19 protein-coding genes are annotated in these 20,210 nt (G+C 35.4%); 1 reads left to right on the top strand and 18 read right to left on the bottom strand.

Going from position 1 to position 20,210, the window contains the following annotated elements:
* Positions 1-194: 194 nt before the first annotated feature.
* The 8 genes from QM450_RS06540 to rfbD all read right to left on the bottom strand — a co-directional run bounded on the left by QM450_RS06540 (position 195) and on the right by rfbD (position 7,276).
* Positions 195-953: a DivIVA domain-containing protein gene (locus tag QM450_RS06540; RefSeq protein WP_075231300.1), complete on the bottom strand. Its 759-nt coding sequence runs from the start codon at positions 951-953 to the stop codon at positions 195-197.
* A gap of 9 nt (positions 954-962) precedes the next feature.
* Positions 963-1,748 (bottom strand): RNA-binding protein, encoded by a 786-nt coding sequence (locus tag QM450_RS06535; RefSeq protein ID WP_414320047.1) that lies wholly within the window; start codon positions 1,746-1,748, stop codon positions 963-965.
* On the bottom strand, positions 1,745-2,008 hold the full coding sequence (locus QM450_RS06530) for a YggT family protein (protein WP_248035607.1): 264 nt from the start codon (positions 2,006-2,008) through the stop codon (positions 1,745-1,747). Before QM450_RS06530 ends, QM450_RS06535 begins: the two co-directional genes overlap by 4 nt.
* Positions 2,008-2,559 carry a cell division protein SepF gene (locus QM450_RS06525; protein WP_414320046.1) on the bottom strand — a complete coding sequence of 184 codons (552 nt, stop codon included), beginning with the start codon at positions 2,557-2,559 and terminating at the stop codon, positions 2,008-2,010. Before QM450_RS06525 ends, QM450_RS06530 begins: the two co-directional genes overlap by 1 nt.
* Before the next feature lie 9 nt (positions 2,560-2,568).
* Entirely contained in the window at positions 2,569-3,240 is a 672-nt protein-coding gene (locus QM450_RS06520; protein WP_414320045.1) for a YggS family pyridoxal phosphate-dependent enzyme, read from the bottom strand.
* A gap of 5 nt (positions 3,241-3,245) precedes the next feature.
* On the bottom strand, positions 3,246-4,502 hold the full coding sequence (gene ftsZ, locus QM450_RS06515) for a cell division protein FtsZ (RefSeq protein ID WP_075231296.1): 1,257 nt from the start codon (positions 4,500-4,502) through the stop codon (positions 3,246-3,248).
* Positions 4,503-4,519: 17 nt separating this feature from the next.
* A complete protein-coding gene (gene ftsA / locus QM450_RS06510) occupies positions 4,520-5,893 on the bottom strand; it encodes a cell division protein FtsA (RefSeq protein ID WP_281335631.1) in 1,374 nt (457 codons plus the stop codon).
* Between the two features lie 528 nt (positions 5,894-6,421).
* Positions 6,422-7,276 carry a dTDP-4-dehydrorhamnose reductase gene (gene rfbD / locus QM450_RS06505; RefSeq protein WP_414320044.1) on the bottom strand — a complete coding sequence of 285 codons (855 nt, stop codon included), beginning with the start codon at positions 7,274-7,276 and terminating at the stop codon, positions 6,422-6,424.
* 253 nt (positions 7,277-7,529) lie between these two features.
* Here rfbD and QM450_RS06500 point away from each other — a divergent pair, with 253 nt between their 5' ends.
* Positions 7,530-8,675: an IS110 family transposase gene (locus QM450_RS06500; RefSeq protein WP_414320043.1), complete on the top strand. Its 1,146-nt coding sequence runs from the start codon at positions 7,530-7,532 to the stop codon at positions 8,673-8,675.
* A gap of 188 nt (positions 8,676-8,863) precedes the next feature.
* Here QM450_RS06500 and rfbB read toward each other — a convergent pair whose 3' ends face one another.
* The 10 genes from rfbB to QM450_RS06450 all read right to left on the bottom strand — a co-directional run bounded on the left by rfbB (position 8,864) and on the right by QM450_RS06450 (position 20,210).
* Positions 8,864-9,913 (bottom strand): dTDP-glucose 4,6-dehydratase, encoded by a 1,050-nt coding sequence (gene rfbB / locus QM450_RS06495; protein WP_414320042.1) that lies wholly within the window; start codon positions 9,911-9,913, stop codon positions 8,864-8,866.
* A gap of 12 nt (positions 9,914-9,925) precedes the next feature.
* On the bottom strand, positions 9,926-10,519 hold the full coding sequence (locus tag QM450_RS06490; RefSeq protein ID WP_414320041.1) for a dTDP-4-dehydrorhamnose 3,5-epimerase family protein: 594 nt from the start codon (positions 10,517-10,519) through the stop codon (positions 9,926-9,928).
* Positions 10,520-11,389: a glucose-1-phosphate thymidylyltransferase RfbA gene (rfbA, locus tag QM450_RS06485; RefSeq protein WP_265471457.1), complete on the bottom strand. Its 870-nt coding sequence runs from the start codon at positions 11,387-11,389 to the stop codon at positions 10,520-10,522.
* A 41-nt stretch (positions 11,390-11,430) separates the two neighbouring features.
* Entirely contained in the window at positions 11,431-12,519 is a 1,089-nt protein-coding gene (gene wecB / locus QM450_RS06480) for a non-hydrolyzing UDP-N-acetylglucosamine 2-epimerase (protein WP_281335637.1), read from the bottom strand.
* A gap of 60 nt (positions 12,520-12,579) precedes the next feature.
* A complete protein-coding gene (locus QM450_RS06475) occupies positions 12,580-14,025 on the bottom strand; it encodes a flippase (protein ID WP_414320040.1) in 1,446 nt (481 codons plus the stop codon).
* A complete protein-coding gene (locus tag QM450_RS06470; RefSeq protein ID WP_414320039.1) occupies positions 14,015-15,949 on the bottom strand; it encodes an HAD-IA family hydrolase in 1,935 nt (644 codons plus the stop codon). Before QM450_RS06470 ends, QM450_RS06475 begins: the two co-directional genes overlap by 11 nt.
* A 98-nt stretch (positions 15,950-16,047) precedes the next feature.
* Complete coding sequence (locus QM450_RS06465; RefSeq protein ID WP_414318093.1) at positions 16,048-16,950, bottom strand: glycosyltransferase family 2 protein; 903 nt, start codon at positions 16,948-16,950, stop codon at positions 16,048-16,050.
* A gap of 7 nt (positions 16,951-16,957) precedes the next feature.
* Positions 16,958-18,202: a polymerase gene (locus tag QM450_RS06460; RefSeq protein WP_414320038.1), complete on the bottom strand. Its 1,245-nt coding sequence runs from the start codon at positions 18,200-18,202 to the stop codon at positions 16,958-16,960.
* Between the two features lie 19 nt (positions 18,203-18,221).
* Positions 18,222-19,304, bottom strand: coding sequence for a glycosyl transferase (locus QM450_RS06455; protein ID WP_025170933.1), 1,083 nt, complete (start codon positions 19,302-19,304; stop codon positions 18,222-18,224).
* 24 nt (positions 19,305-19,328) lie between these two features.
* Complete coding sequence (locus QM450_RS06450) at positions 19,329-20,210, bottom strand: glycosyltransferase (protein ID WP_281335624.1); 882 nt, start codon at positions 20,208-20,210, stop codon at positions 19,329-19,331.

Here is a 20,210-nt window from a genome sequence, read left to right as displayed (position 1 = left end):
GAAAAAGAACTCGTCTTTCTCCCTCTTTTCCCGTAACGTGGGCAACGTCAAATCTTACTAACTTCAGACTTGATAACTTGAGAGGATAATCTCATCAACAGGGATTGTAGGACTTCCACCATCTCCTACTCGCTGGAAATATGTTTGATTAGATCTTGTTCTCATATTTTACAATTATAAATGTTGAGAAATTGTTATTCTGAATCCTCTTTAGACTCAGAACTCATTTCATTATTTACTAACGAAGATAAGTCAGATAAAGTTGATTCATCCTGTGCTTCCATCAATTCACGATTAGTTGCTTCTATACGTGCTTGGAGCTCAGCAACCTCTTCAGGTGAAAACTGACGAGTCAAATCATTGGCTTCCTCCTCATGAAATGCTGAAATATTTTCCCCCAAAGCCTCTCTAACCACCTCTTTAAAGACTTCATCACTAGTTTGTAAATAAGTTGCTGTTGGACGTAAAATTTCTTCCCAATCAGATGAATCAACGATGGCCAATTGACTTTCAATTGTAGATTTCAAGCGTTGATGGAAGACGCGACTCTTATTCTTCAGTTCTTCTGTCTCAATCGCAACCTTCTTAGCATTATCAGTTGCTTGACGTAAAATTTCATTTGCCTTGTACTTAGCTTCATCAAGCAAACGTTGTGATTCCTGTTCAGCATGATGAATGATATTATGAGAGCGTTCAGTAGCTGCTTGTTTAACTCGCTCAGCAGTATCTTGAGCAATTAACACAGACTGACTCAATGAATCTTTCATCTCATCAAAATAAGACAAACGCTCTTCTAAATTTCTAATTTGTTGCTCTTTATCATGGTTACTTCGAACCAATGTTTCATAGTCTCGAACTACAATATCGAGAAATTCATCAACTTCTTCAGGATCAAAACCTCTAAACTTAGTACTAAAGCTTTTATCCTTAATCTCTAACGATGTAATTGGCATATTTTCCCCTCACTTACTTAATAATAATTGTATTGTCAATTTCTTCTTATCCCTTTTTGTCTGACCATTTTCTCTCAGAACACTAATTCTTCCAAAACGTCTGACACTTACTAAATCACCAATCTTAACTTGATAATCGGATTTTTCAACCAGATGGTAATTTACCTGAACATATTTTCTTTCTAATAAATCAGCTGTCTGAGAGCGAGACAATTTCAGAACATTTGACAAGAAAGCATCCAAGCGCATACTCGGAACTAAAACTTCCTTTTCCTGATAGTCACTCTCAGCTTCTACCAATTCTTCAAAGGATTTGACTTCAAGTTTGACAGGCAATCGAGCAATCTTTTGAATCCCATCCTGAAAGAGAGAAGTGAATTTCCGGTCCACAATGATTTGAGCTCTATTTTCCGTTACCAATATATCACCAAACAACTTGCGATCGATTCCCAGACGATTCAGAACAGTTCCTAAAATCTTGGAATGAGTCAATTGGTCAAACTTGCTAGAATAAACAATCTCAAGCAAGTCCATTTCAAAATCCGTCAAAGTCGGTATGAAATAATCTGGTGCAAGTAGTACACGACTATACTCGCTATCTACAAAATCATTGCTAGAAAAAACTTTAATCCCTTGATGATTGCCCAATGTCTTTAAAATAAAGACCTGATGAGGATTGATAAAGGGAGTTAAGATGGGAGCGTAGTGCTCCTCAACCTGCCTGAGCCACTCCAAACCTTTATCAATAAAAGGAATATCCTCGACTGAAAAATGCTGATAGATATCTTTTCTCATGCTAGTATTAAAAGAAAACGGATCAGATAGTTTCCAAGTAAATGAACTAAAACGACAGCCACCCAAACTGAAAAATCTAAACCACCAATACTCAGTGGCAGACGTCTCAAGGGTTGAAGAATCGGTTTGACTAAATTAGTCAACAAACGACCTGCTCTAGTCTCATAGGCATTTGGAAACCAGGATAAGAGAGCAAACGCTACAAGTATCATAGAATAGATATCTGTAGCGTTTTGAATAAAGCGAACTAGAAATATCATTATCTCACTCGTTTTCTCTTCATATCGAAATCAAACTCTTCACCATGAGTTCCCTCTGGCAAACGAATATCTTCGATGTTAACCACAACTCCTACCGGTGTCAAAAGGTACATGGTATTTGCAACCTTTCTTAATTCACCAGCAAGTACATGACGAGCTCCATCTAAATAGTCTAGACAACGACGCGCTTGTACTTCAGTCATATATTGGAAATCGATTAAAATACTTTCATTGCCTGCTAGTAAATCAACGATATCCGTTGCATCTTCGTAGCGACGAGGATAACGAACATCAATAGTTACCTTTTCTGCACTACGATGACTCTTCATCGCTAATTCTTGCTGACGAGCATGAAGGCGCGTAATATTTTTTTCCTTTGAATTCACTTGTGAAGGCTGGGGAAGTTGTTGAGTTTGTGGAAGTTCTTCCATGGGGGCAGAAACTGATGTTAGCGTTTTTTCAGGCTTTAATTCAGCAACGTTTGGTGCCACTTCTTCTCCATCTTCAGTGAAATAATCTATAAACTTTTCAAATTTATTTTTTAGTGACATGGTTATTTCCTACTTAAAAAATGCTGTGCCGATTCGAACGAAAGTTGAACCACATTGAATCGCTTCTTTGAAGTCTCGACTCATACCCATACTTAGTTCTGTCATCGGCATATTGGGGAGATGTTTTTCTTGAATGTTTTTTTGCAATTCTTTCGTTTCTTTAAATATCTCTAGTAATTCTTGACTAGTTGCATCAAATGGAGCCATGGTCATCAGTCCCACATACTCAATCTGGTCTAATTCTGAAAGTTCTGGTAAGAGGGCTAACAATTCTTCTTTCGAAAAACCGTGCTTGCTCTCTTCCTTAGAAATATTTACTTGCAAAAAGCACTTAATCTTGTGGTCTGCTCGTTTTTGAATTTCCTGAGCTAGCTTTAATGAATCTAAAGCATGAAAATAATCCACATAAGAAATCACTTCCTTGACTTTACGTCTCTGTAAGGTTCCAATCAAATGCCAGGTAAGATTCTTATCACTTAGAGCATGATACTTGTCAAGAAATTTATCAACACGGTTCTCACCAATGTGTTGCACTCCTTGCGAAACCAAAGCTGAGGCTGTTTCAACATCTACATATTTGGTCACCGCAATCACAGAAACCGAGTCGTTTTCACGACCAGCTTCCTGAACTGCATTCGATATCTGTTGAAAAACAAGGTTCGTATTTTCTTTTAAATTCATCTTCATTAACGATTTTTAAAGAATGGTGGTGTTTCCAACTCATCTTCATCCGTAGCTGCTGGAACTTCAAAACGTTCCACTGGAGAAACAACTGGCTCTCCTTGACGAACGATAGCATCGCGTCTCAAGTCCCAGTCACCAAAAGCTGATGTCTTTGGAGCTTCTTGACGACGATAACTTGGAGTTGGAATTTCTGCTGTATCAGCCATATCAAAATTACGATCAAAAGTCTGCGCATGACTAGTTCGAGCAGGTTCGCGGTGTGTTGCTTGGCGTGGTTGAGGAGTTACAACTTTCTCAACTTTATCCTGACGTACTCCTGTCGCAACAACCGTCACGCGGATTTCGTCTTTCATTGTCTCATCAATAGATGTTCCAAGCCAGATGTTAACTCCATGCCCAGCTGCTTGGTTAACAATCTCTGATGCTTCTTCAGCTTCAATCAAAGTCAAGTCCAAACCACCAGTTACGTTAACGATAACATCCTCAGCACCATCGATAGTTGTTTCAAGAAGTGGTGAGTAGATTGCTTTACGAGCAGCTTCTACAACACGTTCTTCACCGCTACCGATACCAATTCCCATAAGGGCGTTACCTTTATTGGCCATAACAGTCTTAACGTCTGCAAAGTCCAAGTTGATCAAACCAGGATTTGTAATCAAATCTGTAATCCCTTGCACACCTTGACGAAGAACGTTATCTGCCTCACTCAATGCTTCAAGAAGTGGAGTCTTCTTGTCAACGATTTCTAGCAAGTTGTTGTTTGAGATAATCAAGAGTGTATCAACATGCTCACGAAGTTCGTTAATCCCTTCGATAGCAAATTGTCCACGTTTGCTTCCTTCAAAACCAAATGGGCGAGTAACAACACCGACTGTCAAAGCACCAAGACTTTTTGCAATACGAGCGATAACTGGTGCAGCACCTGTACCAGAACCACCACCCATACCAGCAGTGATGAAGACCATATCAGCACCGCTGATCGCTTCTGTCAATACTTCTTCGCTTTCTTCTGCAGCTTTACGACCAACTTCAGGTTGACCTCCTGCACCAAGTCCACGAGTCAATTTAGGGCCGAGCTGAATAACTGTCTCAGCTTTTGTACTGCTCAAAGCTTGTACATCTGTGTTGGCTGCGATAAATTCAACTCCAGAAACGCCTTCGTCAACCATACGGTTGATGGCATTCCCACCACCACCGCCGACACCGATTACTTTAATTACTGCACCTTGTGCTGCTGCTGTATCAAATGAAAATGTCATATTTATATTCCTCTATTTTATTCGTCAAACATGCTTCCAATCAAGCTACGGAAACGATCTGTTAATTTACCTTTGCTCTTTTCTTCTGATTGAAGAGGAGCTACTGGTTCAACAGATTGGTTTGTTTCAGGCTCAGGTGTTGTCACTGTATTAAATACTGGTCGTGGAGAAACAGGTGAAACAGGTTGAGCTGAACTTCTAAAGTCAAGTGGCTGGTGGCTTAAAGTATGTTCACCTCGAATTGCTCGCTGAGCTAGAACATTCACTTCAGTAAGGCTTCCAGCGAATTCTGACAAGCTAATGACATGGGCAAAAGCAGGATTGCGAATCCCAACTTGATTTGGTACGAATAACTTAACACGGACTCCAAATACTTCTTGAGCCAATTCAACGACACCTGGAAGGAGGGCATTCCCACCAATCAAAGCAATACCTCCTGGCAAGTCTAATAGGTGACGTCTTTCCAAATCTTGCTTAATTTGCTCAAAAATGTGCTTAAGTCTTGCCGAAATAATCTCAGCCAAGTATTCTTCAGTCACTTCAACTGGTTCAACTTCACCGATCACTTCAACTTGGAAAGTTTCCTTGCTAGCTAGTGGTGGATAAGCTTCACCATAGTTCAATTTTAGACCTTCTGCAATTTTCTTAGAAGTCTTGAGAACTTTTGAAATGTCTTTTGTAACATAATCGCCACCCTCTTGGTTGACATTTGTATATTGAAGTTCTTGGTTGCGAATAGTGGCAACCGTCGTTTGGCCACCACCCATGTCGATAACAGTCGCACCAAACTCACGTTCACCTTCATTCAAGACAGAGTGAACCATTGCAAGAGGTGAAATAATCACGTTATCAACTTGAATGCCTACACGCTCTACAGTTTTACGAAGATTATGGAGAATCGTACGTGGGCCAGTGTACAAGAGACCGCGCATTTCCAAACGCACACCCATCATTCCACGAGGATCACGAATTCCTTGGAATCCATCCACGACAAATTCCTCTGGAATAAAGGTGATAACTTCACGGTCTGGAGTCATACTTTTAGTCAAAGCTGATTTAACCACATTTTCAACATCTTGATCTGTAATTTCTCTTGTATCTGATGTCACCGGAATCATGCCCTGAGTTGGCTCAACTTGTAGCAAATTAGCTGGCAAACCAACGTTTACAGACTTGATTGAAATTCCTGCTTTTTCTTCTGCTTGAGAAATTGCAGACTTAATAGCAGTCGCTGCTGCTTCAATGTCAACGATAATCCCATCTTTGACACCTTTACTTTTGGCATTACTTACGCCAATTACATTTACTTCACCATTTACAAGCTCTGCAACCAACACTTTAATAGAGCTAGTTCCGATATCTAAGCCTGTAAAAAAACCATTCCTAGTCATTACACTGCGTCCTCTCTATCTTACCAGTTTCACACTTCTATTTTTAATAGCTACACCAAGGCATAACTACTCACAGAATATTATAACACAAAAAATACATTCGTGCTCGAATTTTCTAACATTTACGCAAGCTTTTTCTTGAATTTTTATAATTATCCGACGATTTCATCGGTGGGTAAATAAAAGAAAACGACTGGGCAAACGCCCCCTTAAAATAAGAAAACGCATAATATCAGATGTTCAAAAAAAACTTGATACTATGCGTTTTATAACGGAAAGATTTACTCAATTTTATCTTCAAATTGAGTTTTTACCTCCTCCGCCTTTTTATAAAATCACTGGAAAATTGGTCCTATTTTCCGCAACTGTCCAAAAGAAAATTCTATAAATCTATTTCCTAGTGTGAGTGTCTATCACACATAGTTCGACTTCTCTAATAAAACCATTTCATCCTTTAGCATGAGTGATAAGGCACTAATCCTGAAATATCTCTAGTTCAAAATATACTTTATAGCAATATTTCAACATTTATTTTTTAAGGTCTTGTTTGTAAAATTCTTTCAAGGCATCTTGCCAAGTTGGGATGACAAATCCTGTAGCTTTGGCTTTGACCAGACTCATCGTTGAGTTTAGGGGACGTTTAGCTTTGGCAGGAAATTGGCTTGAGTCTACTGGCTTGACTTCGACATCTGTATCCTTCAAAATTTCAACCGCAAAGTCATACCAAGTTGTGTCTTCTGTCGCATCATTTGACAAATGATAATAACCAAATTCCTTGCGATTTTCAGCTAGGAAAGTCATGAACTCGGCCAAGGTACGCGTCCAGGTTGGTCTACCATGTTGATCATTTACAACTGTCAAGGTCTTATGAGTTTTAGCAAGATTTTGCATTGTGAAGACGAAGTTTTTGCCGTAATTTCCAAAAACCCAGGCAGTACGGATAATATAGAAGTTTGAAACGTGTTTTTCTACAAGCTCCTCTCCCATACGCTTAGTACGACCATATTCAGTTTGAGGATCTGGTTTGTCATCCACTTCCCACTCTTGTCCAACTGGTTTCTTACCGTCAAATACATAATCGGTAGAGATGTAGACTAGAGTTGCACCATGCTTTTCGGATGCTTTGGCGACATTTTCTGTCCCCGTAACATTGATGGCAAAGTCCATTTCTTTCCCTTCATCCTCTGCTGCATCAACAGCTGTATAGGCCGCACAATGGTAAACTAAAGTCGGTTTCACCTCTTCAAAAACTTTCTCCACCATTTCTGCATCGGTAATATCCATCTCAGCCACATCAACAGCAACGTATTCTTCATTACGCTCGTCCAATAAATAGCGAAGTTCCGTTCCTAATTGGCCATTTGCCCCTGTAATTAAAATCATTTTTCTTCCTTATATTATATTTAGTGCAGTTAGCTACTGCCAAAGCCCAAGTGGTACACTTGGAATAAGCCACTGTGGATTAGTTCATTTCCTCCAATCGCTGGACGATTTCTGAAAGGCTCTAACCACAGCTTTTTGTTTCAATTGGTAATGAGTTTGATAACGCATAGACGTTTTATCTCGTGTAAGGTAACAAGGCAAAAAGTTCGTGGATAACCAAGTGGACTTGAATACTATATCTGGAGGTACTCCTATGCTTTATGTTGGCATTGATGTCGCTAAAAATAAACACGATGTTACAGCCTTGAATGTTCAAGGAAAAACTGTTCTAAAACCCCTCACTTTTTCAAATACCAGAGCTGGGTTTGAACTCTTAGATCACTCTCTTCGACAGCTCAATCAAGACTGCCTCATTGCTCTTGAAGATACTGGACATTATGCCTTTAATCTATTGAAATTCCTCCATGAACAAGGATATAAAGTTTATACCTACAATCCTTTGCTCATCAAGGAGTTTGCTAAATCATTATCACTTCGCAAGACCAAAACTGATAAGAAAGATGCTCGTATCATCGCTCTTAAACTTCTTTCTGACCCAAATCGTGAGCAATTTCAACACGATAATCGGCAAGAAGAACTAAAGATCCTGACTAGACATATTCATCGCCTTAAGAAGAAACAGTCTGATTGGAAAGTACAATACACTCGCTGTCTTGATATCATCTTTCCTGAGTTGGATAAGATCGTTGGAAAGCATTCAGAATATACCCACCAACTCTTGACACGCTACCCTAGCCCTCAGAAAATGCTTGAGGCAGGATTTGATAATCTGATAGAAATTAAACGATTGACTGCATCCAAAATTCAGGATAGCCTCTCAGTCGCACCTCTCTCTATCGGAACAACATCTCCCGCTCGTGAATTCGAACTCATCGAAATCATTGAAAACATCAAGCATTATAACAGACTCATTGACAAGGCGGAAAAACAAGCCAATGAGTTGATGGCTGAGATCAACTCGGTCATCACGACGGTTACTGGGATCGGGAATCGTTTAGGGGCCGTCATCTTAGCCGAGATTCGAAATATTCATGCCTTTGATAATCCTGCTCAATTACAAGCTTTCGCTGGACTGGATCCTTCTATTTACCAGTCAGGGAAGATCGATTTAGCAGGGAAAATGGTCAAACGGGGGTCACCCCATCTGCGTTGGGCACTCATACAAGCTGCCAAAGCGTGTGCTCGCTTTTCACCTGCTTTTAAAGCCTATCTTAGGACTAAGTTAGACCAAGGAAAACATTACAATGTGGCTATCATTCACCTTGCAAAAAAACTTATCAGAACGCTGTTTTATCTCCTAAAAAACAAGCTGCCCTTTGACGAACAAAAAGTAATCTAACTTCTGAATTTGATACAAGATAACCTTTGAAAAAATGGACTTTTTCAAGGGCTTTTTGCCGTGCTCTAAAATCATCAAATTGAAACATGAATTATTTTAGATAAAACTATTGACTTTTCTTATAGTTTGTCTTTCAACTGATTCACAATTCTTCGGTATAGCAATAAAAAGCAGAAAGTTTCTGCCTTTTATTTTTCAAGAACCTCTTGTGTTTTAGCGTAGTTGGCTTCAACAGCTTCTTTTTCTCCTTGCCACCACTCTTGGTTATCTTTGTACCATTGAATGGTTTCTTTGAGACCTTGTTCGAAGTTGGTGAATTCTGGTTTCCAGCCCAACTCATCACGGAGCTTGCTTGCGTCAATTGCATAACGAAGGTCATGTCCTGCACGGTCAGTCACATGATCATAGGCATCGGCAGGTTGTCCCATTTCCTTAAGGATAAGTTCCAAAACTTCCTTGTTGTTCTTCTCGCCATCAGCACCAATCAAGTAGGTTTCACCGATTTGCCCTTTTGTCAAGATTGTCCAAACACCTGAAGAATGGTCATTGGTATGAATCCAGTCACGAACGTTCTTACCTTCACCGTACAATTTTGGTTTAATTCCACTTAGAATGTTGGTAATCTGACGTGGGATGAATTTTTCGATATGTTGATAAGGACCGTAGTTATTTGAACAGTTAGAAATCGTTGCCTTAACACCAAATGATCTTACCCAGGCTTTGACAATCAAGTCTGAAGCTGCCTTGGTTGATGAGTAAGGAGAGCTTGGGTTATATTTGGTATCCGCGGTAAATTTCTCACCTGGACCTTCACCATGACCTGGCAAATCTTCGCGTAGAGGAAGGTCTCCATAAACTTCATCTGTAGACACATGGTGGAAACGAATATCGTATTTGCGAGCCGCTTCCAAAAGAGTATAGGTTCCGATAAAGTTAGTATGGATAAATGGCGATGGATCATTGAGCGAATTGTCATTGTGACTTTCCGCGGCATAGTGCACAATAGCATCTGCTTGAGCTGCTAACTTGTCTACCAAGTCTGCATCCGCAATGTCCCCAACAACTAACTCAACACGATCACCTAAAATTTCCTCAATATTAGCGCGGTTTCCAGCATAAGTCAACTTATCTAGGACTGTCACGTGAACATCTGGAAAATTCTTGTAAACATAGTGGACAAAGTTAGAACCGATAAAGCCAGCCCCACCTGTCACGATAATTTTTTTGTATTCAGTCATATTCTTTCCTTTTTACAAATCTTCTTTTTTCAAAGGTTTTACATCCTTAAGTAGTGGATGATTTTTATCTGCTTCTGAAACCTCTGCTTCTGCAAGATTTTCCCATTCAATGGCAAGGCTTGGATCAGCGTAGTTCACAAAGGCATATTTGGGTTTGAGTTCAAGAGCCCAGTAGTCATTGACCAGATAGCTATAAGAAACTGTATCTGATAAGACTTGGAATCCATTGGCCACGCCTCGAGGAACGAAGATTCCCTTGCTCGCATCAATGACCGTCTGATAGGTATTCCCGAAGGTTTCGCCCTCGCGTAGATCAACCCAAGAACCCAGAACTTTCCCACCATCTGCTACAGAGATGTACTTATCCCAAGGTTCTGCATGTAGGCCACGGAGGACATTTTTACGTGAGAAGGATACATTGTTTTGCAATTTTCCTTCTGCAAAGAAAGACTCTGGAAATCCAAGTGGAAGCATTTTTTCCTTTTGGAAATTTTCTTTAAACCAGCCACGATTATCACCATGAACGGGGATATCAAACTCCAGCATACCTGGAATTGCATCAACCTTGCGTGCTGCAAGCGTCTTTCCGAAAAAATTATCTGTCATCTATGCTTCTCCAATCAAACGGAGCAGATACTGTCCGTATTCATTTTTCTTAAGCGGTTGAGCCAAGGCCAACACATCTTCTCGACTGATATAGCCCATGCGATAAGCAATTTCTTCCAAGTTTGCCACCTGAACATTTTGCATCCGTTGGACTGTTTCGATGTACTGTGAAGCCTCTAGCAAACTTTCATGAGTGCCAGTATCCAACCAAGCAAAGCCACGTCCCATAACCTCAACCGATAAATCTCCACGATCTAGGTAAGCCTTGTTGACATCTGTAATTTCCAATTCACCACGCGGGCTTGGTTTAATACTTTTAGCAATTTCTACTACATCATTGTCATAGAAATAGAGGCCTGTAACTGCATAATTTGAACGAGGATGTTCTGGCTTTTCTTCGATAGAAATAGCGTTCATATCCTTGTCAAACTCAACAACGCCAAAGCGTTCTGGATCCTTCACATGGTAACCAAAAACAGTCGCTCCTGACTCCTTACTTGCGGCCTTTTGTAGCATCTTAGAAAGGCCAGGACCATGATAGATATTGTCACCTAAGATCAGAGCAACACTATCATCGCCAATAAACTCTTCCCCAATGATAAAGGCTTGTGCCAAACCATCTGGACTCGGTTGCTCTGCATAAGACAGTTTAATCCCAAACTCAGAGCCATCTTGAAGAAGCTCTTTAAAACGAGGCAAATCTTGAGGAGTTGAGATAATCAAAATATCTCTAATCCCAGCCAACATCAATGTTGAAAGTGGGTAGTAAATCATCGGTTTATCATAAACCGGCATCAGTTGTTTTGATGCAGCTCGAGTCAATGGATATAAACGTGTCCCCGAACCACCTGCGAGAATAATACCTTTCATAATAGGGTACCTTTCTATATTATTACTTTACCTAGCCTCGCTTAAATTCCGCGTAAAATACGAACTATCTGTTTACTAGCATCACCATTTCCATAAGGATTACTAGCTTGACTCATTTTTTTATATTCTTCGGAATCGTCTAAAAGCATCTTAAAGTTTTGATAAATAGTCTCCTCATCAGTTCCAACCAATTTCAACGTTCCGGCAGCTACTCCTTCAGGTCTTTCTGTCGTATCTCGCATGACCAATACAGGTTTTCCTAAAGAAGGAGCCTCTTCCTGAACTCCTCCTGAATCAGTTAAAATCATATAACTATGATTCATGAAATTATGAAAATCAAGAACATCCAAAGGTTCAATAATCTGAATACGTTCTGTGTCTCCAAAAATTTCCGCAGCTGTTTCACGCACCAAGGGATTTTTATGAATTGGATAAATTACCTTAACATCATCGTATTCATTTAAAACTCGTTTAACAGCTCTAAACATGTGTTTCATAGGTTCTCCGAGATTTTCACGTCTATGAGCAGTTAGTAGAATAAGACGAGTGTCAACGTTTAAATCTAAATCAGGGTGTGTATAATCCTTTTGTACTGTAGTTGTAAGTGCATCAATAACTGTATTTCCAGTTACATAAACATTCTCTCTACCCTCTTTTAAAAGATTTTCTTTAGCCAATTCAGTTGGAGCAAAATGATAATTTGCAATAATAGAAGTCGATTGTCTATTAAATTCTTCTGGGAAGGGACTTTGCAGGTTGTAAGTTCGTAACCCAGCTTCAACATGGCCAACCTTAATTCCAAGATAAAATGCTGCCAAAGCTGCTGCATATGTTGTAGTAGTGTCACCGTGAACTAGAACAATATCTGGTTGTTCTTCTTCTAAAACAGGTTTAATTTTTTCTAAAATACTTGTTGTTATAGAGAACAAGGTTTGATTAGCTTTCATTATTTCTAAATCATAGTCTGGTTGAACTCCAAACAATTCCAAAACAGGGATAACCATCTCCTTGTGCTGACCAGTTACACAAACAACTGTTTCCATATCTGCCTGTTTTTTCAACTCATTCACTAATGGACACATTTTTATCGCTTCTGGACGTGTACCAAAAACTAGCATTATCTTCATGATTTCCTCCTAAATCAATAATTAAATTCTTTATTTGTTTATACATTTCAATTTTTGACCAATTTACTTCTTCTTTGCAAGAAGAGAAAATAATTGAATCGTCACTTCCTCCTTTAATAAAAGCAGAATTACTAAATATAATGAAAAGAAAGCAAAACCTGCTAGCATTAGAGAATAAAATGGTATAGTTATCGTTATCAGCTGATTCAAAATGATTAGTGGTATTGTAGAAACAACTGTTGCAATTATCACATTAACCAAACTCTTTATCGATATATTTGATACTAAATATTCTTTTGAAAAATGTAGTTGTACCATCATCTGCGACAATTCCGCAAAAAGAGTTGCGACAGAAGCACCAATAATTCCAAACTTAGGCATTAACAGTAGATTCAAAATAAGATTAATCACAGCACCAATCGTTACTGCAACCATAAAATATTTTTCTCTATTCATTGGAATCAATATTTGATTTCCTGTAATATTCGAAAAACCAGAAATAAGTAAAATTGGCATAAGTATTTGCATGGCTAAAGTCGCAGGAAGATACTGACTTCCTCCTAGTAATAAGATACTATCTTTCGCCTCTACAATAAAGAATACCATCAATGGAATCGTAATAAAAAATATAACCGCAGATGACTCCTTTAATATTTTTCTAAAATTCGAGGTGTCATTTTTACTAATATAAAATGAAAGTCTCGGTAGCAAAACTGCACTAATAGATGTAATAAGAGAAAGCAAAATCCACTTAACCTTTGATGCCACAGAATAGTATCCCACAGCCTCATTACCATTAATAAAACCGAGCATAACTGTATCTAAATTAGTATAAATATTTACTGCAAGTAATGAGGCAAATAAATACCACATTGGTTTAAAATGATGTTTAAATTGTAAATTTTTATATAATTTAATATTAATGAAATGTCGGCTATGCCATAGATTTAAGATATTTGAACTTAGAGAAGAAAACAATGAAATACTAGCAAAAACAATATAATCCTCTGGCCTTTTCACAAGTAGAAAAATCAATATTAATGATAGAATTTTAAACACTACTGACCGGGTAGTAATATAAGTATACTCTTCCATTCCACTATACAACCAATTTAAGGCAAAAGGAGAAGATAAAATTGTCCCACATGTGAGCAATAAGAGTGAAAATTCTTTATTCAATTGTGTTATAAATATAGTCAAAAATAATAGTATTGCAGTTGTTATTATAGACATAGCAACGTTTATAATCATTAACTCCTGCACTACCTTTGACAACTTGTCTCTGTCATCTCTAACACTTGCTACTGCTTTGATACCATAAGTTGAAATTCCCAGAGAAGCAAGTAAAATACCATAATTCCCTATTGAACTAAAAAATGAAGTTAAACCTATACCAGTTGGATTCAATATTCTAGATATATAAGGAAAAGTGATTAATGGGAAGATGATATTTGATAGCGTCAGGACAATATTTAATAATGCATTCAACTTTATGGATTTATTCCCCATAATTTTTCAACCTCAATTTCAAATCTAAATATTTCAATAAAAATATAACTCTTGTATATAATTCTGGAATAAATAGGAAATTGACACCACCAAACAATCTATAAACAAAATCAACCCAAAGTAGATCGCTTTTCTCTCTTAATAACGTTTTTAAAGATTTTTTCGTAGTCTTAAGAGTTACTATCTCACCAAAATTTTCAACAACTTTTTCTTTTAAAGATTCAGAAAATGATTGTAACTTAGGTATATAAATACATTCTTTTTTTAGCGACATCATTAGCCATAGATTTTTTTGTTCAAAAGGGAGAAACTTCATTTTCTTATAAGCTTCCAAAATTTCTGAAAATCCAAATACTAACTCTTCTTGATAATCTTTAACTGCCTGATAAATACTCACATGTTTCTTATCATCTTCAAGAATGGGAATAATTTCGCTATCTTTTTTATATTTCAAAACTGGACCATGATCTGCTACAAAAATATCTTCATAAAATTCAAAATTTCTACTCACAATATCATAAAATTCCGATTTATTTGGATAATCAGAAAATAATAGACCAGTTTTATCCGTTTTATTTTCTACTGAGTAAACATTGAGCATCAATCCTAGATAATAACCTACTATTCTCTTGTCTGGAAGAGCCTTTTTGATACTATCTTGTATCGTTCCTTTCCAACCCACATCGACTAAATATACTTCATTTTGGTTTTTAGTTAAACGTTCTATATAATCACGTAGTAATTGACTGTCTTTTTTCTCTTTATTGAACTTCGCAATGAACTGAGGATGTTTTTTTAATTTCTCTAATAAATAATCGTCTACTGTTAATACATATGTTGGTTTCTCTTTTAAATCTTGACAAATCAATATGATTTCATTATCAGAAAAGTTTAAATTTAACAAGAAATTTTGTAATGTAATTTTTTTATATTGACGAAAAATCATCTCAAATTCTTCATCCTCTAAAGAAGTAAAAGAAGAATATAATGTCGATCGTCTAGAAACATAAAAATATTCTGTACAAATCTTTTGATTTTTCCCCAAAAAAGTATCTTGATATATATCAAAAAGTCTTTTCAATAACTGTCCTTCTCTTGAGCAAAAGAGTGCTATTTGAACATCATCTTGAATCATCTTTTTATGCAATTTCGAAATAAAGAATACGATGTCAGCTAAAAAAATATTAAACGGTGCTTTTTTACTGTTAGAAAATAAAATTTGATTATAGAGTCTTACCAACTCTTTCTCTGCTACTATTGTATTTTTATCTATGTATTGTCTATAAATAGCATTTAATCCTAGAGAACGCGGTACTTCATAATCAGATTTATAATTATCTCCTATCATGGTAATGTCTCTAGGATTTAAGCCTAATTCTTTTAAAATTAACTTATATAAATTTCCTGTGGATTTACGGCAAGCTTTCTCACTCGAAATATAGATAGAAGAGAAATAATCAAAAATTTCAAACTTTTTTAATACAGTTTCTATTAATTCTTTATCAGTATAAAAATCAGAAACTAAGATAATCTGTTTTGAATCACTTTTCAATCTTTTTAAAACTTCTTTAATTTCCGAATCCAAGTAAATATGTTGTAATTCAATTTTCAACTCTAGAGTTTTAGCTCTATGAATAAACTCTTCTTTTGATATAATTTTTATCTTATCTTTAATTTTATCGTAAATTCCAGACAAAAGATCTAGATAACACATTTCTTCAGTGCCTAACTCTTTATCGTTTTCGACACTTTTTCTAACCTTGTATAATATTGCAGGAGATACATCAAAATTCAGCTCCAAAGCCATTTCCTTAGCCCACTGATACAAAGTTTGCTCAGGATGACAATTCCTATGTACAACAGTATCAAAAAAATCAAATGCGACTATTTTTGTTTTTATTTGAGATATATCAAACACTTCCATGTTTCACCTAACTATTTTAAATTATGATCCTATAATGACCACTCTCTTTGCTTATTTAATCTAATTACCTTAGTGCATCTACAGTTATAAGCAGTAACTTATTCGTTTATGAAAATAAATGGGTAGGATGGATCAATTCTATTAAATACACCATCTAAATAATATTTATACTTTCTTTTAGAACAATCCCTTCTCGAGAAACAATGATAAAGTTGTTGCATGAATAAATAGATCAAGAAAACAGTATACCTTAGTTTACTATTTACATTTCTACGAACAAATACAACTCTATTTCTCGCCATTAAATATTCTTGAAGTCCATTGACCGCTTTTATAGAGACCGAACCTTTATGATAAACATAACTTTGAGTAAGACATATATTCTTATAGCCTAACTTTTTAGCTCTATAACACCATTCAGTTTCTTCATAAAATAGAAAATAGCTTTCCGGTATATATCCAATAAGTTTCAAGATAGAGGTTTTAAACATCAAACATGCTCCCCCAATATAGTCACTTTCGATTTTAGAAGGAAGTTTGTCTCTCTGAGCACCATGATTTTTTAAAGTTACAATTCCTCTATTAATAAAAATATCACCACCTGTAGATTGTACCAAGTTATTATTTTTATATTCAACTAACACTGGACTAACAAAAGCAACAGAGGAATCACCTTCTAGTTCTCGTTTACACGATTCCAAAAAATCAACTTCAATTAGTGTATCGTTGTTTAATATACAAATGTAATCATATCCATTATCCTCAGCATACTTTATTCCAATATTGTTCCCATTCGCATATCCTCTATTTTCTAAACTAGTAATAATCTTAATAGGGGATAGCGCCCTGGATAACTCTTTGACACTATCGTTAACCGAATTATTATCTACAATCACGATGTCATATTCATTTGATTTTATAGTACTTCTCAAACTTTGTACACATTCAATCGTATCTTCATAATTATTATAATTGAGAATAACTATACATACTTTATCCATTATACACCTAATTTTCTATGTCATTTTTTAGCCTATAGTCATAGTAGAATATTAATGCAAGAACAATTGCCAATGAGAAACTTCTCTGCGCTCCAAAGATATTTAAAGAAATTGAAGTAATTATTAAATTAGTTAAGAGTGCAATAAAAAAGGCTCGGTCAACTCTATATTTATCATTTGACATTCTTAGAATTAAATTAATTATCTTATAAAATATATAACCATACATAAAAATTGCAGCCACACCAAATTGAACAAATAACTCTAAAAAACCTAAATCATCTAGATACATCTTAACAGCACTTGGCCCAGCCAAAATAAAATTACTATTTATATTACTTGATGTTAGAATTCCAACCCCAAGTTTCCATACATCATTAGCTAATAAACCAAGATAGTATTTCAACTCCCAGTATCTAAATCCTAATCCCATATCAAACGTTCCAGTATCTATATTTAAATATGCTTTAATATAATCCAATCCACCTCCATAAACGAATGCTATAATTATAGTTATAAAACTTAAAGAGGTGAGCAATCTAGAAGTTCTTCTAGAAAATACAAACATGAGAAACATTGACATCAAAACAGAAACCAGTAGCATTCTTGTCTGATTTACAAATGTTATATACATTAATATCAAGAACAAATAATAAAAGTATTTCCTATTTCCAAATTTAAAATAGAAAAAAGTGGAAATTAGCAAACCTATTATAATTAATGGCGTTCCATCTATTCGTACCGAAAATTCATTTCGATACCACAAATCTCCGAATTCTCTTAAAATAGATGGGAATAGTTCAACTTGAAATAATGTATATAAAAACCAAGTGAATGCTCTAATCCCAAGAGAAAACATAAAAATATTGAGTGTATTATCTAAAATTTTTCTCATGTTTTCTTGTTTGTTTTTAAAAAGGTAAATCAATACAAAAAATAGAAAAATCCATATATATTGCCGGGATGCCAAAAAAATATTACTCACACTGTAATTATAAAGAGTTTTAGCTCTTAATATCTCATATATAATACATATAGATAAAAAAGTTCCATAGATAAAAGCAGATTTAGAAATTCTTTTAGCATTAACAATCAGTATAGGAATCATTAAAAATAAGAGTGCAATAGATAAAATAGTTAATAAGTTTCTATGCCAATATAAGTTGAGGGAAAACATAAGAAACATTCCCACTGATAGCATCACTGTAAAATAGTATAGAATCTCTATAAATTCAAACTTCTGTCTCTTCATTCATCTCTCCACAAAAAAACTACAATTGATTAATCAGCTGATGAATCATCTCCGCTCTTTTTTCCCAAGTATTACTTTTCAAAAAATCTTCTCTAGCTATACTGTCATATTTCAAATTATTATTTTCAATCAATTGCACCAGATTCATTTGGTAATCTGAATAATTTGAATACATGTATACAAATGGTTCAAATCTCAGAATTTCCTTATAACATACCGTAAGTATATTTTTGTTAAAGTTAATATATTCATACAACTTAACCGGATCCACTGCTTCAACAATATCATTAATTTGAAACGGCATAATAAGAACATCTGCATTCTCAATATACTGATAAATCTTCTCGTGTGGTACACTTCCTAAATAATGAATTCTATCATGTTCAGGAATAACAGCTTTGCTAATCGGACCAATCAACTTATATTCAATATTATCAAAATCTTCTAAACTTCGTAAAATGATATCAAAATCAAACCAATGACTGATAGTTCCAACATATGCAAGTACAAGCTTTTGGTTATTCTTTTTATGCTGAGTAGGAATGCTTAAAATTTTACCATTATAACCATTTCTAACAACCACTATTTTATCAACCTGTTCTTCCAAGTTATAATCAGAAATAATATTTTCTCTTAATTTCTCACTCGAAACCAAGATTAAATTAGCTCTATTGACCAGTTTCTCTTCTAAATCCTTTAATCGCTGGCGTTCTTCTCTATCTTCTATAAAAGCCACATGATAATCCATACAATCATATATTATTTTTTGTTCTGAATTGTCTACAAGAGAGGCAAACTGCATTGGATTTGTCAAATATACATATTCTGGTTTAAAAGCCTTAACTTTTCTTCGAATATTCCAAGCAACAATTTTATCATTCAGTTGCTTTAGTTTAGGTGACCTATTAACAAAAGGTAGGGCATAAATACGTGATATATTTGTAATATTAGTATTTCTATCCTCAGTCAACCCTTTTCTATTATACCAATAGCGATACAGAACTAGTATCTCATAAAAATTAGATAAGCTTTCTGCAATAAATTGTGGACGCTGTTTTATCCAATTCCAATCAACATTTGTCACATATAAAATTTTTTTCATCATTTTTTTATTCACTTTTAATAATTACCGACTAATTTTGTTTTTCTCCATTAAAGTTAAAAAATAACTAGTGGATTCAAAGTTGCATTTGTTTGAAAATAAGGTTTTTTCTACTAAGTTTGTATAAACCTGATTAGTTGCAACATTTTGATGGTGCAATATCTTAATCTTCGGTGTATAAATTCTCTTGTATCCTTTTAATTCAGCTTCATAATCTAATATCTCTGTTTCATAGTAAAAGAAGGTATTAGGGTTAAAAGCATACTCCTCTTTTTCGATAAAATCTCTCGAATATACGATAAAGGAACCATGAAGGATTGGGTTTTCTACCTGTTTTCTATAGTCCACTGAGCCTTTTTTACGTCTATTTTGATAGATTGCTGTTCGAAGAAATTTACTAGCTTTCAACCAACATTTGATTTTTAAAGCTAGACTAACTTGGCTCCCTTTTTTAAATTTTTCATTTAGAGCTTTAACTTCTTCATAAGTATAATGTGTCAACCGTTTTGGGTTTTGGTGAAGTTGGTAAGTAGTTGAGAAGATATCTGGCCCGAGCAAATGGAATTTTTCCTCACGATAGATATCTGTCACGATTTTTTCAAAATCTTCTGTTTCTATCTCAATATCGTTATTCATGATAACCATGAAATCGGGGTTATACTTTTCCTTAGCAAATTGATAAGCTACATTATTTCCACGAGCAAAACCAGCATTTTCATGGTTAATCAAAACATCAATTTCTGAATCTGATTCATAAATCTCTTGTAGTTTTTCACCTGTACCATTATTAGAAAAATTATCAATAATGACAATCTGTTTTGCATTAGAATTGCCTTCTTTTATAGATTTAACACAAGAAATAGTTTCTTCTAAGACTTTGTAATGCAAAATAATATAACAAAACAA

It is taken from the genome of Streptococcus infantis (assembly GCF_047464615.1).
Classification (GTDB): Bacteria; Bacillota; Bacilli; order Lactobacillales; family Streptococcaceae; genus Streptococcus; species Streptococcus infantis_Y.
Note: the sequence above shows the minus strand (reverse complement) of the source record. Positions and strands in the feature narration are given on the sequence as shown.

Coding starts and splice junctions, on each gene's coding strand:
- QM450_RS06500 (WP_414320043.1), top strand. CDS start 7,530: ATGCTTTATGTTGGCATTGATGTCGCTAAAAATAAACACGATGTTACA.
- rfbD (WP_414320044.1), bottom strand. CDS start 7,276: ATGATTTTAATTACAGGGGCAAATGGCCAATTAGGAACGGAACTTCGC.
- rfbB (WP_414320042.1), bottom strand. CDS start 9,913: ATGACTGAATACAAAAAAATTATCGTGACAGGTGGGGCTGGCTTTATC.
- QM450_RS06525 (WP_414320046.1), bottom strand. CDS start 2,559: ATGTCACTAAAAAATAAATTTGAAAAGTTTATAGATTATTTCACTGAA.
- QM450_RS06465 (WP_414318093.1), bottom strand. CDS start 16,950: ATGGATAAAGTATGTATAGTTATTCTCAATTATAATAATTATGAAGAT.
- QM450_RS06530 (WP_248035607.1), bottom strand. CDS start 2,008: ATGATATTTCTAGTTCGCTTTATTCAAAACGCTACAGATATCTATTCT.
- QM450_RS06540 (WP_075231300.1), bottom strand. CDS start 953: ATGCCAATTACATCGTTAGAGATTAAGGATAAAAGCTTTAGTACTAAG.
- ftsA (WP_281335631.1), bottom strand. CDS start 5,893: ATGACTAGGAATGGTTTTTTTACAGGCTTAGATATCGGAACTAGCTCT.
- QM450_RS06460 (WP_414320038.1), bottom strand. CDS start 18,202: ATGAAGAGACAGAAGTTTGAATTTATAGAGATTCTATACTATTTTACA.
- QM450_RS06475 (WP_414320040.1), bottom strand. CDS start 14,025: ATGGGGAATAAATCCATAAAGTTGAATGCATTATTAAATATTGTCCTG.
- QM450_RS06520 (WP_414320045.1), bottom strand. CDS start 3,240: ATGAATTTAAAAGAAAATACGAACCTTGTTTTTCAACAGATATCGAAT.
- QM450_RS06455 (WP_025170933.1), bottom strand. CDS start 19,304: ATGAAAAAAATTTTATATGTGACAAATGTTGATTGGAATTGGATAAAA.
- QM450_RS06470 (WP_414320039.1), bottom strand. CDS start 15,949: ATGGAAGTGTTTGATATATCTCAAATAAAAACAAAAATAGTCGCATTT.
- ftsZ (WP_075231296.1), bottom strand. CDS start 4,502: ATGACATTTTCATTTGATACAGCAGCAGCACAAGGTGCAGTAATTAAA.
- QM450_RS06535 (WP_414320047.1), bottom strand. CDS start 1,748: ATGAGAAAAGATATCTATCAGCATTTTTCAGTCGAGGATATTCCTTTT.
- QM450_RS06490 (WP_414320041.1), bottom strand. CDS start 10,519: ATGACAGATAATTTTTTCGGAAAGACGCTTGCAGCACGCAAGGTTGAT.
- rfbA (WP_265471457.1), bottom strand. CDS start 11,389: ATGAAAGGTATTATTCTCGCAGGTGGTTCGGGGACACGTTTATATCCA.